Source organism: Rosistilla ulvae, from assembly GCF_007741475.1.
Classification (GTDB): domain Bacteria; phylum Planctomycetota; class Planctomycetia; order Pirellulales; family Pirellulaceae; genus Rosistilla; species Rosistilla ulvae.
The window spans coordinates 5,486,909-5,502,266 of record NZ_CP036261.1 but is presented as its reverse complement, the minus strand read 5'-3'; the positions used below and the strand labels follow the sequence as shown (position 1 = coordinate 5,502,266).

The 15,358-nt window shown below is 60.0% G+C and carries 3 protein-coding genes; all 3 read right to left on the bottom strand.

Annotated elements, in window-relative coordinates; translation table 11 throughout:
• Genes EC9_RS19420 through EC9_RS19410 form a run of 3 tightly spaced genes read right to left on the bottom strand, consistent with a single transcriptional unit; the run spans position 1 to position 15,253 of the window.
• Positions 1 to 3,420, bottom strand: a complete 3,420-nt coding sequence (locus EC9_RS19420; protein WP_145347802.1) for a non-ribosomal peptide synthetase — start codon at positions 3,418 to 3,420, stop codon at positions 1 to 3.
• Complete coding sequence (locus EC9_RS19415; protein WP_145347801.1) at positions 3,417 to 6,479, bottom strand: beta-ketoacyl synthase N-terminal-like domain-containing protein; 3,063 nt, start codon at positions 6,477 to 6,479, stop codon at positions 3,417 to 3,419. The genes EC9_RS19420 and EC9_RS19415 overlap by 4 nt, the downstream gene beginning before the upstream one ends.
• Entirely contained in the window at positions 6,476 to 15,253 is an 8,778-nt protein-coding gene (locus EC9_RS19410) for an SDR family NAD(P)-dependent oxidoreductase (RefSeq protein WP_145347800.1), read from the bottom strand. The genes EC9_RS19415 and EC9_RS19410 overlap by 4 nt, the downstream gene beginning before the upstream one ends.
• Between the last annotated feature and the right edge of the window lie 105 nt (positions 15,254 to 15,358).

Genomic DNA, 15,358 nt, shown 5'->3' with positions numbered 1-15,358 from the left:
TTATTCTTCATTAACATCAGTCTCTTTACTCGCTAACCCCAGGTGGGGTGAAAGTTCTGAAATCGTCGTGTACTGAAACAGCATCTGTGGGCTTAACGGAGCGCTGTCGTCGTCGCTGTGCGAAACAAGGTCTTGAGCTGCCAATTCCGATACGATGCGAAGCGCTTGCAGCGATCCGCCGCCGAGGTCGTAGAAGTCGTCGTCGATTCCAACCCGTTCCAAATTCAAGACGCTCGCCCAAACATTGGCCATGATAGTTTCGACCTCGGTTCGCGGCGCGACATATTCTCGCTGCATCGCAGCGGCCGACGGAGGATCGGCGTGCAGTCGGTTCACATCGATCTTGCCACTGGCCAACAGGGGCAATTGATCCAGGATCACGACCCGCTGCGGAACCATGTAAATCGGCAGACGCCCCTTAAGATGTGACGTAATCGATTCGACGCTCACATCGTCGGTGGGTTCGGTTGTCAGGAACGCCGCCAGATACGTATCGCCAGCATCTTCAAACGCCTTCACGATCCCAGCGCTGACGCCAGGATGGGATCCCAACGCCGCTTCGATATCCCCCAGCTCGATCCGGAAACCGCGGATCTTCACTTGGCGATCGATGCGGCCCAAAAACTCCAACTGACCCTCGGCGTTCCAACGCGTCAGATCGCCCGATCGATACAGCCGCCGAGACACCCCCGCGACTTCGATTTCGACAAACCGCTGGGCCGTCTCTTCGGGCAGATTGACGTATCCGTCGGCCAGCATTGGCCCGCCCAAAAAGAGTTCACCCGCGACGCCGATCGGCATTGGTCTATGCTGCCGATCCAATACGAAAGCTGTCGAGCCGGGCTTCGGTTTGCCAATCGGTAATCTCTGGCGGGCCCAGTCGGCTGTCACATCGCAGGTCGTCGCGGTGATCACGGTCTCGGTGGGACCGTAGGCGTTGAGCAGTCGGACGCCGCGATCGATCCAGTCGCTAGCCACATCGCGTGGGAAGACGTCGCCGCCAACGATCATCAACCGCAGGCTTCGCGGCCAGGCATCGCCAAACGGGATCGCTCGGCTGCACTCTTCGAAATACTTGGGAGGCAGGTTGGCGATCGTGATCTTTTGATCCAGCATCGTCTGCCAAAACGCTTCGACCGACGGCAAGTTGTCGTCGCGAAAAACAACGGTTCCGCCAACCGACCATGGGACAACCATCTGTTCGATCGACGGATCAAAGGTCAGGTCGCTGAACTGGTACATGCGATCGTCGGCCGTCGTGTCAAAGACCTCACGCATGCTGGCGGTGTGACGACAGAGAGCGGCATGTGAGACGGCGATCCCTTTGGGCGTTCCGGTCGATCCCGAGGTGCAGATCATGTAAGCCGTTGTCGCTTCGGCAAACGATACGTCGATCGGTGTAGCGTCCAAATTTTTGGCTGATTCCAACAGCGTCGACGCATCGAGCACGCACCGCTGCGGCAAGGCTTCGGCAAGCGATGCGGCTAACTTGGCTTCGGCGACGACGATCGCTGGGTTGCAGTCGCTGACGATTTGGCAAGCGCGGACCTCGGGTGTCGCTGGCGCCATCGGCACATAGGCGGCGCCGATTTTGAAACAGGCCAACATCATGATCGGGGCTTCGATCGTGCGATTGCCAGCGACGATCACGTGGCTGTCGACCGTTGCGCCGTGTTGCTGCAGCAGCCGAGCGACGCGATTCGCCTGGGCGTCTAGTTCGGCATAGGTCAGCTGGGTCGAGCCGAAGACCGCGGCCAGCTTGTCGGGCGTCGCGGCAGCTTGTTCTTCAAACCAGCGGTCGTAGCGAAGGTGTTGTGGATCGTCGATCGCGGGTGCGACCGACAACTGAAGCAATTCCGATTGTTCGTCGTTGGGAACGATCGAATAATCATCGATCGCTCGATTGGGATCCGCGACAACCTGACGCAACAGATGGACGTAGCGGTTGGCGAATCGCTGCGCCGATGCCGGCTGCAGCAGGTTTTCATCGTACTTCAACACACCGGTGTAGCCGTCGGGTGTCTGGTAGAGTTCCAGCACCAGATCGAACTGACCTTCCTGTTGATCCATCGGATAGCAGGCGACGCGGGTGTCACCCCACTCGACGGCCTGGTCGCTACCAGCCAACAAGCCCGCCACGTCATCGCCGGCCATCGGCTTCTGTAGCCCAAACACGACGCGGCACAGTGGCGGTGCCGACAAATCGCGGATCGGTTGCAGACGCTGGACAAGGAGTGCAAAGGGAAAGTCTTGCGATTGCCGCGCTTCGACAGTCGTTTGCATCGCCGACGCCAGAACTTCCGCGAACTTCAGCTGTCCCTGAATTCGTCCGCGGATCGGCAGCGTGTTGACGAAATAGCCGATCGCGTTGCCGTATTGACGTGTGGAACGCCCGGCGGTTGTCATCCCCACGACCGCGTCCTCGACGTGAGTCAGCCGAAACAGCAGCGTTTGAAAAACCGCCAATCCCGTGGCCAGTGGAGTCGCGTTGTTCTCTCGCCCCAACTGTCGCAGGCGATCCGATAATTGATTGTCGATCGGGAAATGCAACGTCGCTCCCTGCGCTGCACTGCGACGCGGGCGTGGTCGGTCCCACAACAGTTCCGCAGGCACCGGATCGCCCGCCAATTGCTGTTTCCAGTAATCCCATTGTTTGTTGCCCGCAGCGGTCTCGGGAAACTCGCGTTGCCAGCGGACAAAGTCGCTGTATTTGGCCGGCAACGTAGGCAACAAACAATCTGTGCCAGCGACTTCACTGGCATACAACTGCTTCAGTTCATCTTGCATCACCCACAACGACCAGGCGTCGAAAACGATGTGGTGGACGACGATTAAAAGGATCTGATCGTTGGCCGATCGCGTAAACAATCGGACTCGCATCAGCGGACTTTGGTCGAGGCGAAACGGATGCAAGTATTCGGATCGTACGTATTGATGCAGTGCCGCGTCGTCCGCGATATTCGCGACGCCCGCCTGCTGAAAATCAAGCGTCGCGCTCGAATGCACGATGGCCTGAACATCCTGCTCTGCGGCGGCAAAGGTGGTTCGCAGCGGTTCGTGACGTGCGATCAGTTTCTGAAACGCGGCGCGGAGCGCGCCGACATCGACGGGGGCTAAAAATCGCAGCGTAGCCGCCGTGTTATAGGCGGGACTGTCGGGGAATTGCTTGTGCAGCAACCACAGCGATTCCTGCCCGAGGGAAACCGGACCGGTTTGCTGGTCGTCGGCTTCGACGGGAGATTCTTGCTGCAGCAAATCCAAAATTGCGGCTTTATGCTTTCGCATCTGCAGCATCAGCGCTGGCGAGAGCGCACTTTTTGAGGCGCTGAAACGAAGCAAGCCTCCGTCATTCCACAGCTTTACGCCACGCTGGCGCAGGTCTGCGACCAGGTTGCCGACAACGGGATCAACCGAAATCATAACGCCCCCTCAACCCATGCGTCGTCGGAGGACGAGCTCGCGTGGTGTGCGTCGCCTGATTGGCTTGTGGAAAGCACTTCGTGCAGCAGGGCTCGCAGGCTCAGATCCTTCAAGAACAGATCCATCGAGACGTGGATGTCTAATTCTTTTTCAAGCACGTCCTGCAATTCGATCGCCATGATGGAATCGAGTCCCAGCGACGTCAGCGGGGAATCTAGGAGAACTTCATGCAATTCAATCTCTGCGATTTCGGCGACCTTTTGTTGCGCGAAATCCAACAACTTGGCTTCGTAAGCGGCACCGTCGGCGTAATCCGACGGCTTGCCGATCGATGCCACCGAGGCTGAATTGCTCGACGGGGTTCGACTCGATTGGGGCTGCGGAGCGGCCAACCGCTGCAGTCGCAAGCCGCGGATATTTCCGATGACGGTTTGCGTTTGATCGCAGATCTGGATATCGCCGATCCATTGATCGGTCGTTTGGTCGCGCAGCAATCGCCCACCGACGTGCACGTTATCGGGCGAGACGTCGAGATTGGCAAAATCAACGCGATCGATCGACACCGGCAACCACATCGCCCGCTGAACTGTTGGGACCAAGGTTGCCAGGATCTGCAATGCAGAGTCCAACAGCGCCGGGTGGACGCAATAGTTAGTCGGATCGCCCGCGGAGGCGGGCAGTTGAACCAGGCCATAGGCAGCCGCGCCGCGGGTGCTCAGACAACGCAGCCCACGAAACGCCGAACCGTATTGGATGCCCATCGCATCCATCGCTGCATAGTGTTCGTCGACGGCGATATGATCTTCGCAGTTCTCCTTCGGACCGATCTCGTTCCAGCTGGCGACCTGCAATTCGTTTTGATCGGATTCGCGCAAGTGCATCGAGGCGTGTTCAAGCCACTGGCTGGCACCGCGATGTTGAATGCTGCAGCGGTATCCGCCGTTGAAGTCGGGCTCCATCACGATCTGCACTCGGCAGGCGTCCTTGCCGATCACGAGCGGGCGGTGCAATTGCAGCTCGCGAACGCTAAGCGTTCGCCCCGCCAAACGCTTTGCTGCGGCGAGCCCTTGTTCGATGTAACCTGTCGCCGGGAAGATCGCTTCGCCCCGCAAGCGGTGATCGTCCAGGTAATCGACCTTAGCGAGATCGCTCTCAAAAATTATCGACTTGCCCGCCAGATCCAATTGGCTGCCCAGCAACGGGTGCTCGGCGCGGGGGCGGCTGGCGAGCGACGCGCTGGCGATGGGGCTGACCGCAGCGACTGCCTTGTTTTGCGGCAGCCAGCAGCGTTGACGATTGAAGGGATGTCCTGGCAGCGCGACCATTTGATCGCGTCGGCCCGGGGTGATCGCTGACCAATCGATCGCTTCGCCCGCGACGTATCGCTTTCCGATCTGCATCAGGTCGGCGAAAGACGGATCGTTGGGATCCGCGATCGATCCGTGGCCGCGAAGGCCCGCGAGCAGTTCTTCACGGTTGCGAGCGACCACGAAGCGGCGGAACGGAAAGTCGTCGCGTCCCAAGTTGGCGGTCGCCGCGATCTGCGAGAGGGCTGCATCGGGAAGCCCGCTCGCATAGAGATCGATCAAACGTTCCAAAGCGGTTTCGGTTTTCGCCGACAGTTTGATGATCGTCGGACCTTGCTGTGAAGCGGCGGGGATCATCGATTCGGTCGCGAGATACTCTTCGACGATCACATGCGCGTTGGTACCGCCAAACCCAAAGCTGCTGATCCCAGCCCGCCGCAGGGGACTGTCGTCATTCGACGTCGCTGCCGGCTGCCAGGGGCGGCGTTGATCGGTGACTTGGATCGGCAACGACCAATCGATGTGCTCGCTCGTCTGAGCAAAGTGCAGGTGTCGTGGCAACGTTTGGTGCTGCAGCGACAGACAGGTCTTGATCAATCCGGCGACGCCAGCGGCTCCTTCCAAGTGACCGATGTTCGTCTTCACCGATCCGACCAGCAAGGGGCGCGTTCGTTGGCCGAATACCTTGCCCAACGCCCGCATTTCGATGGGGTCTCCCAACGGCGTGCCGGTTCCATGGGCTTCGATGTAGTCGATCGCATCGGGATTCAGACGACTGCGTTGCAACGCGGCGCGGATCACGTCCTGCTGGGCGATTCCGTTGGGAGCGGTCAGTCCGTTGCTGCGTCCATCTTGATTGACGGCCGATCCGCTGACGCAACAAACGATGCGATCGCCATCGCGGATCGCGTCGCCGAGTCGTTTCAGCAGCACCGCGCCACAGCCTTCGCCACGGACAAAGCCGTCGGCCGATGCGGCGAACGCCTGGCAAAGTCCTTGCGGCGACAGCATGCCCGCTTGCGACAGATTGATACTCAAGTCCGGCGTCAGGATCAGATTCACCCCCGCAACCAACGCCATCTCACACTCCTCGCCACGGAGGCTGCCGATGGCGTGGTGCAACGCGACAAGCGATGATGAACAGGCGGTATCGATCGCGACGCTGGGCCCCTGCCACTTCATAAAGTAGCTCAAGCGGCCCGCGGCGGTTCCGTGGGCGTTGCCCGTTCCGCGATAGGCGTCGATCGCCGACTGGTGAGTCTTATTCAGCAAAGCCAAATAGTCGCTGCTGCAGATCCCGACAAAGACCCCATGTCGGCCGCCGGCGGTACTTTCGACGGGAACACCGGCATGTTCCAGCGTTCGCCAGGCGGTCTCTAACAGCAGTCGCTGTTGCGGGTCCAGCGAACTCGCTTCGCGGCGGGTGATCTCGAAAAAACGCGAATCGAATTGATCGACCTCGTCAATGAAACCGGCCCGATCGGTGATCATCTTGCCAGGCACCTTGGGCTGTGGCGACGTGAACGCCGCGGCATCCCAACGATCGCTAGGCACACGACCGATCGCGCACTCCCCGTCGTGTAACAATTTCCAGAACGCGTCCAGATCGACCGCTCCGGGGAACCGGCATCCCATTCCGATCACCGCAATCGGTTCGTCCCGCTTGCGACGCGCATCGGCCAACAATTGGGACGCCTTGGTCAAGGCGTCGACAACTTGTTGTTCGGTCGAAAAGCGGAGCGAGTCGGTCATGATTCCCAGTGATTCAGTTCTGCGTTCAATTGTTCTAATGAAGCTTCGATGGAGTTGGAGACGCTGCCCACCGACGCGGAACGTTGTGTCTCAGCGGCTTCTTCGGCTTGCGTATCGCGGCCCGACGCAAGGTTTGCCCGATCATTAACGGCACCCATAGCTTCCTGTTTGCTATCATCGGCACATTTTCCCGACGTCGTTATGGCCGACAGCAAGAAATTGGACAACTCCCGCACCGATGGATAGTCATAGACCAATGATGCAGGTAGCGCGGCTGCCAAGTCGGTTTGTAGGGAATCTCGCAATTCGAGCGCCGTTAACGAATCGAGCCCAATATCTGTCATCACTGTCGATGCGGAAATTCGCGACGAATCGGACATTCCCAGGATTTCTGCCAGCGTTTTCCGGACATGATCCAACATCAACGCCGGCCGCTGGGATTCCTCGGTCCTGTGGAATTCGTCGACGATCCGACCTTCCGTCTCGGCAACCGCCACGGATTCGTTCAGCAATTGTTCCAACAGAGGATGCGATTTCAAACGATCCGGCAACGCGTCGCCACTGATTTGCGCGATCGCAGCGATCGCTGATTTACGTTGCAACATCCGCTGCATCGTCAGCGCTCCGGCAGCCGGTTGGATCACGCCCACGCCTTGCATGTCGGTGCGGGCGTCGGCACCGCGGCGCGCCGCTTCGCCGATCGTGCCCCACGGTCCCCAGTTCAAGTCGGTCGCGGGCAATCCGGCAGCCATCCGCTGCCGAACTAGGCCATCCAAAAAGGCGTTGGCCGCCGCGTGGTTGGATTGCCCGGGGGCGCCGATCACCGACGCCAGCGATGAATAGACAACAAACAGATCTATTGGATCGTCGAGTGTCAGTTGGTGCAGGTGCCACGCGCCCGCCGCTTTCACATCGAATACCTGAGCAAACGATTCAATGCTTTGATTTTCCACAAATGCATCGCGCAACATACCCGCCGAATGGATGACCCCGGCGATCGGGAACCCTTCGCTGCGAACGCGCCGCAGGGACGACGCCACTTGATCGCCGTCGGCGACATCCGCCTCACATACTAAGACTTGAGATCCCGCATTTTCGATCCGCCCGATCACCGCCTGCTGCGCTTCGGTCGGCCGACTGCGTTGGACCAAGGCAATCAAGCCCGCCCCACGCTGCGACAAATATTCGGCAGTCATCAGGCCCAAGTCGCCCAGGCCACCGGCGATCACGTACGCGGCGTCTTTGCGAATCGTGAGTTCTTGAAAATCGAGTGCCCCGCGCGACGCCATTCGCGGCGCATCGTCGGCGACGACGACCAGCTTGCCGATCTGACGGGCCAGCTGCATCTGCCGCATCGCATCCACGGCATGCGACAATCGGAACGTTTCCATCGGCAGCGGCTGGTAACTGCCATCGGCAAACCGAGCCAGGACGGCGCGAAGCCGCCGGATCGCCGTGCTTGGTTCTTGCTGCAAGATTTGCACCAGGTCCAGCAAGTGATAGGTCGTTGTCGATTCCCGAGCGCCAAAACGCGAGTTGCTGCCGCGGTCGGTGGTCGGTTTGGTGATGTCGATGTAGACGCCCCCATCGGCCAGCGAATCGAGATTCTCTTGGAACATCGATTCGGGCAGCGTATCGAGGATCAGATCGACACCGTGCCCCTGAGTCGCAGCGGCGATCGCGGTGGCAAAGCCGGGCGATCGCGAATCGAAGACACGTGAGATCCCCAGCTCACGCAAGACCGCGTGTTTGCTGGTGCTTGCGGTCGCAAAGATCTCCGCTCCCACAGCCTTCGCGATTTGGATCGCCGCCAAACCGACGCCGCCCGTGGCCGAATGGATCAGCATGCGTTGGCCAGGCTGCAAATTGCCGAGCGTCTCCAAGGCGAACGACGCAGTCAAGAAAGCGACCGGAATCGTCGCGGCCTCTGCATACTCGAGCCCCTTGGGCAATTCGGTGATCCGCGCCGCCGAAACGGTGACATAGTCGGCGAACGTCTCTTCGCCCAAGGCGATCACCAGATCGCCCACTTGATGCGATTGCACGTCGCGGCCCAGGCGCGTAATGCGTCCGACGCATTCGGCTCCCAACGGCGCTTCGCCAGGGTACATTCCCATCGCCAACAAAACGTCCCGATAGTTCAATCCGCTGGCCAGCACGGCGATTTCGACTTCGCGGCGTCCCGGTTCGCGCCGCTTGACCGATTCCAAACGAACACCTTCCAGCGTGCCTCGCGTGGCGACTCGCAACACGCGTCCGCTGTCGGCGACTAGGTCGGCTTGGGCCAGCAACAGTCGGCGGACACGGCGATCGGTCGCCAGCGAGACCTCAGGCTCGGCATCGCCGCTCAACATTTCAGCGGCTACCTGTCGCGCGAATTTATCCTTTTTGCCGGCCGCATCGATCGAACGAACGCGCCAATCGGGCTGTTCCAAGGCGATCGAGCGAAGCATTCCTTTCAGCGCCGACGCGGTCGGATCGGTTGCGGCATCGGACGTGATCAACGCCAATTCGATGGGCACCGCTGCCTTGGACAAAATTTCTTGCACCGTTTGCAGAAACCGCAAACAGGCGGTTCGTGCATGTTCGCTGGTGTCACCATGGGACCGACCTGCGACAAACGCGATGTGCTGAGTGCCGGGATAATGGGTCATCGCACTGCGGACGTCAGCGGCGAAACCGTCGGCGGTCGCATCGACCAATTCAAACGTACAGCCTTCATTGACCAAACGCTTGCCGAGGCGTTGGCCACGCGAGATCCGGTCGGTAACGATCGTCCAATGGTCACGAGTCGGATTCGATTTCACGCGATCGGCGGTCGCCACGATCAGGACGTTTTCGGCGGTGTTGACCGCGCGGGAATCATCGTCCGGCAGCGGACTGACGATCGTCGTGCTGTCGAATTGGTTTTCCGTCAACACGGTTTGCCAAGCCGATTCGCTGGCCATTGGATAGTCGCAGCGGATCGTGTCGTCGAACCGCCACCAGCCATCGGTTAATCCGAACGTCAGATCCATCCAGCGGCAGCGACGAGTCCCTTCCAGCATCAGCAATTGGCCGCCGGCGGATAATAACGAACGGGCGTTGGCGACGGTCTGGTTCAAATCTCGCGTGGCGTGCAAAACATTGGCGGCGATCACCAAATCAAAGCTGCCCGGATCGAAACCCTGCGATTCGGGAGCCTGTTCGATATCGAGCGTTCTGAAATCGATCGCGTCACAACTGGCAAAGGTCTGCCGCGCCGCGGCCAGGAAACTGGCGCCGATATCGGTAAACGTGTAGTGGAAACGACCCGCCGGCAGACTGCGGAGCACATTGTGGGTGGTGCCGCCGGTTCCCCCGCCGATTTCCAACACGCGGAGCCCACGTCCGTCGGGCAATTCGGCGACGATGGCTTCGATCGCTTGTCCCAGCATCGCGTTGATCGTTCGCGCCCCTGGCGACGTCTTGTAGACATCCGCCGCCGTCACGCCTTGCTTGGGGAACAACAGATCCAACGGGTCGACCTCGCCGACAAGCACTTCCGCCAACTGGCTACCGCAACGCTGCAACAGGGCCCATTCCGACGCCACTGCCGCAGTCAACGGTGTCGCTTGAACCTCGAGAGTGGAAATGCCCTCGGCCGGTTCCAAGGCAACGCGTGTTTGCCAGCCGCTTTCGACGCGGGCCAACAGACCGTCTTCGACTAACATCTCCAGCATGCGTTCAAACGATCGATGCTTCTCGGGCAGCAAACCCAATTGCACTAGGAGGTCATCGCGCACCAGCGTCTTGCCCGCGGGAAGCGGTCCCATCAGGCTGACCAGACATTGGATCACCCAGCGTTGGCAGGACGCATCCAACATTTGCCGGGCCTCTATCGAATCGACAAATCCGGTTTTGGCAAGCAGTTCGCCGCGGTTGGCCAAGACCTCCGCAGTGATCTCCACGGCGGTGACCTCGGGCGGCGCCGTCGCTTCGTGCTGGCGAATCTTTGGCAGCCAAGCTTCTTCGTATCGCGAGACCGGTGCGACGGGCTGGCCGTTTTCCAATCGCAAGCCTTCGACAACTGCAACCACATGATCGTCGGAATCCAACAGACAAACATCGCCCATCAGCGACGCGGTCGCTTGGTCGAAACGGAGTGTGCTGCGGACCGAGATCTCGCCCCCGCAAGGCGTTGCCGATAGGAACCGAAAACGCTGCAAACCCACGGGAAGCCACAATCCCTCCAGTTCTTCGGGGATCAGCACCGCCAAGGTTTGAAGGCAGGCGTCCAGCAAGGCGGGATGGATCACCGCGGAGGATAAAGCGTCGGTGCCAAGGGGCAATGCAACGCGCCCAACCGCCACCTCGGCATCGGACTGAATTTCGATCAGTCCACGAAACGCTGGGCCGTATTGCAAACCTAACGCTTCACAGCGGGCGTAGTGATCCGCACTGGAACGCTGTACTGGCGAAGCGAGTTCGCATGCCGGTGGCGTTGTCAGCAGCGGCGTGCTGGTGACGATCTGACACGACGCCACCTGCTGCCAACCGCTGTCGCTGCGATGTTGCACGCGGCAATGGTACCCGTCGTCTTGCGGATCCAACAGGATCTGAACTCGGCAGCGACGCGCGTCTGAAATCACCAGCGGTCGCGCGATTTGCAACGCTTCGATTTCCCAAGCCGCGCTGCCGCTAGCGATTCGGGCCGCCGAGAGCGCTTGTTCAACGTAACCGGTCGTGGGGAAGATGATCTCGCCACGCAGCCGATGATCGCGCAACAGATCGACCGTGGAAAGATCGGCCTCGAAAACGATCGCCTCTCCCGCCAAATCGAAACGGTTCCCCAGCAACGGAAGCTCGCAGGATAGGTCGGCGGAAAGCGGATGCCCCGCGTCAGCAGCCGGCTGCGTTCGGAACCAGCAGCGATGGCGTAGCATCGGATGGCCGGGAAGGTCGATCCGTCGGGAGGCGTTCGGGTGGACCTGACGCCAATCGATCGCGGCGCCGTCGACGTAGTGTTGCCCCAGTTGCCGCAGGTCGTCGAGCGTGGCCGTGCTGGCAATCGCTTGCTGCAACGATTGACGCACCTGTTCGGCCGAAGGACGCTGTGAATCGCTGCGGCTTCGCAAAACCCGCGATGTGTTGTCGGGATTGCCAAGGCACTGGCAGAGGTCGTCGGTCGACGAAGCAATCACGACCAAGCGATATGGGAAATCGGTCCGGCCCAAGTTAGCCGATGCCGCGATGGCGGAGAGCTCTGCGGTTGGGGCGCTCTCCATAAACGTGGCGACCAACGCGTCGAGTGCTTCGTCGCTCTTGGCGGAAAATTTAACCAGATGGAATTTCGATCGTTCCGCATTTGAGTCGTCGGCCTCGGATCCAGCGGGCGACGATGATGCGGGTGCCTCGAGGATCAGATGAGCGTTGGTGCCACCGAACCCAAAACTGCTGACTCCCGCACGGTGCAACTGGTCTTCGTCACAATTCCAGATCGCTCCGGAGGGGGCAACTTCGATCGGCCGAGTCCAATCGATATGAGGACTTGGGGCATCGAAGCCAAGGTGCGGTGGGATGATTTGGTGCCGGATCGCCAATGCGGTTTTGATCACGCCCGCGATTCCCGCGGCAGCTTCCAGGTGACCGATGTTGGTCTTGACCGACCCGACCAACAATGGCTTTGGGCGGTCGCCAAAGACAGCGGTCAGAGCACCGATCTCGATCGGATCGCCTAGCTCGGTGCCGGTGCCATGCGCTTCGACGTATTGAACCTCCGCAGGCTCTACGTTGCCGCTAGCCAATGCGCTGCGGACCACCTGCTGTTGCGCAAGGCCGTTGGGAGCGGTCAGGCCGTTGCTGCGGCCGTCTTGGTTGATCGCCGATCCCCGCAGGACACACAGCACGTTGTCGCGGTCGGCCATCGCTTGGGAGAGTCGTTTTAATACGACGACTCCGCAGCCTTCACCGCGGACAAAACCATTGGCTCCGGCGGCAAAAGTCTTGCATTGACCGGTCGGCGACAGCATCCCCGCTTCGTGGAACGCGTTGGTGACCGACGGATCGAGAATCAGATTAACTCCGCCGGCGATCGCCGTGTCGCACTGCCCGCCGCGGATCGCTTCAGCCGCTTGATGCACCGCGACTAACGACGACGAACAGGCGGTGTCGACCGAGAAACTGGGCCCTTGGAGATCCAAAAAGTAACTAATTCGGTTCGCGATGATCGCGTGGGAGACTCCGGTCGCCGAATGCCCACCGGTCGGATGCCCCGCCGCGCTGCACAGGCGTTCGTAATCGTTCCCGCTGGCCCCGAAGAAGACGCCGGTCTTGGAACCAGCCAGACGGCGTGGATCGATGTTGGCGTGTTCGATCGCTCGCCAACTGACCTCCATCGCAAGTCGTTGCCGCGGGTCCATCTCATCCGCTTCACGCGGACTGATCGAAAAGAAGGCGGGATCAAATTGGTCGACCGCATCGATGTAACCTGCCGCTGTCGGCACCGATGGGTTGACCGAACCACTGGGGGACGTCGGTTGCCCGTCACGCGACGACTGGATCGCGCAGCCACCGGAGGTCAACAGGTCCCAGAATTCGTCGATCGATGCCGCTCCGGGAAAACGGCATGCCATGCCGATGATCGCAATGGGGTCGTCATTCGAAACCGAAGGATCGGACGAAACATCGCGGCTTGGCAAACTGCGGGCTGATTCGCCGAGCACCAGGTGCCGACAGATCGAATCGATCGTTGGGAAATTGTAAGCCAACGTAGGGTCGATCGGTTGCCCGACATGTTGCGACAGCATTCCGGCCAGGCGAACGGCTGCGACGGAAGTGAGTCCATATAATGCCAGCGGTTCGTTGGCGGAGATCGATCCAGGGGCGATCTGCAACAGCGTCGCCAGTTGCGACGTCATCCAGGCTTGCAGTTCGGCAAGTTGGTCTTGTCGTTCGCTCGATTCGGACGAAGGGTTTTCGGCGGATGAAACTTCGTTCGCCGAAGTCGCTTCGGCGTGTGCTGGTTCCGATTCGTTGGCATGCGCATGCGTCATCGCATCGTCGCGCGACCAATCGACCAACGACTTCAGTTCGCCGTCGACAAACATCTTGGCAGTTAGGCGACGCTGTAGTTTTCCGCTGGTCGTCTTGGGAATCGACCCCGGACGCAACAGCACGATGCCAGCGAGCGCGAGCCCATGGTCTTGGAAGACGCGACCGTAGACCGCAGAGATGACTTCGTCTTTATCGTAGGAACGCCATTGGGAACGCTTCAGTTCCTGCGCGACAAAGACCTGTTCGCGGTCGTCGCGGTCGATCGAGAAGGCTACGCCGCCACCGATCGCCAAAGCCGAATGGCTGGCGACGACGGTTTCTTCGATATCGCTAGGGTAATGGTTGGCACCGGCAACGATGATCGTGTCTTTCAGTCGTCCGGTGACGTACAGTTCGCCATCGCTTAGGAAGCCGAGGTCGCCGGTGCGAAGGAACTGTTTCGCTGGCGCGGCGTCTGCGGCGATGATCCCCTGGAACGTCTGTTGGGTTTCGGTGGGCTTGTTCCAGTAACCATCGGTGACGCTGGGGCCGTGAACCCAGACCTCGCCCGTTTGTTTTTCAGGCAATTCAACGCGCGTTTCGGGATCGACGATGCGGACGTCAAAATCGCTGCCGGGACGCCCCGACGAAACGATCGTCAACGGTGGTGCCGAGGGGTTTTCGGACGGAGGTTCCACGGTTCCTTGATGCAAAGATTCTGCATCGACAACGATCGATTGGGCCTCATCGGGACGCCGCGTCCCGCTGACAATCAGCGTCGTTTCCGCCATCCCAAAACAGGGCGAGAAGGCGGCGGGGGAGAAACCGTGCGGTTGGAAGGTTTTGATAAACCGTTGCAGCGTCGCGTGGCGGACCGGTTCGGCGCCATTAAATGCCAGGTTCCAACTGCTGAGGTCGAGGCTGTCGCGTTCTTGTTGGCTGAGTGCTTCGACGCACATGTCGTAGCCAAAGTTCGGACTGCCGCTGATCGTGGCGCGATGATTGGAGATCGCTTGCAGCCAACAGAGCGGTTTTTGGAAGAAGGTGAAGGGCGACATTAATACCAGATGTCCGCCGAGGTAGAGCGGATGCAGGAGATTGCCGATCAGGCCCATGTCGTGATACATCGGCAGCCAGCCGCACATGATCACTTCGTCTTCGCGTTGCCCGAAGATCTCGGTGATCATGATTTGGTTTTCGATCAGATTCCGGTTGGTGACGATCACGCCCTTGGGGGCACCGGTCGATCCCGATGTGTATTGCAGGAAGGCAACCGCTTGCGGATCGGCGCCGAAGGCCGGATTGAACTGAGGGTCGTCGGCCAGGGTATCGATCGATTGCAGAGAACGCTGGCCAAGGGGATTGTCTTCATCGACCCAGGCGCTCAAGGATTCCAATAGTTCATTGTTGGTCAGGATTACATCGGCGCCGCTGTCGCTGGCCATGCTTTGCAGCCGATCGAGATTGCGATTGCGTCTCGGGGGATAGGCGGGAACGGCAATTGCGCCGGCATACAGGCAACCGAAGAAGGCCGCGGCGTAGTCGATGCTTTGTGGAAAGACCAACAGCACCGGGCGGCCACGTAAACCGCGATCCGACAGCCACGATCCAATCGCCGCAGCACGGGCATGCAGTTGTTGATAAGAGACCTGGTGCGTTACCTCGGTCCCCTCGGCAAGAAACTTGATTGCTGGGCGCTCGGGATGTCGCGCGGCTCGTTCGGACAACAGCTCCGCAAACGTGCGTGCTTGGCGTGCTTGGCTTTGGTGGGAAGCATTCATCAATGGGGAACCAACTTTTGCTCAGTCTCCGGTTTCCGCTGGGGACAGCTCGAAGGAAGCCAACTTACTTCAGCAGGCACGGAAACTGTGTCAGGTTAATGTTGA

Bases quoted from the DNA above. Each gene is read 5' to 3' on its own strand.
- EC9_RS19420 (WP_145347802.1), bottom strand. From the start codon at position 3,420: ATGATTTCGGTTGATCCCGTTGTCGGCAACCTGGTCGCAGACCTGCGC.
- EC9_RS19415 (WP_145347801.1), bottom strand. From the start codon at position 6,479: ATGACCGACTCGCTCCGCTTTTCGACCGAACAACAAGTTGTCGACGCC.
- EC9_RS19410 (WP_145347800.1), bottom strand. From the start codon at position 15,253: ATGAATGCTTCCCACCAAAGCCAAGCACGCCAAGCACGCACGTTTGCG.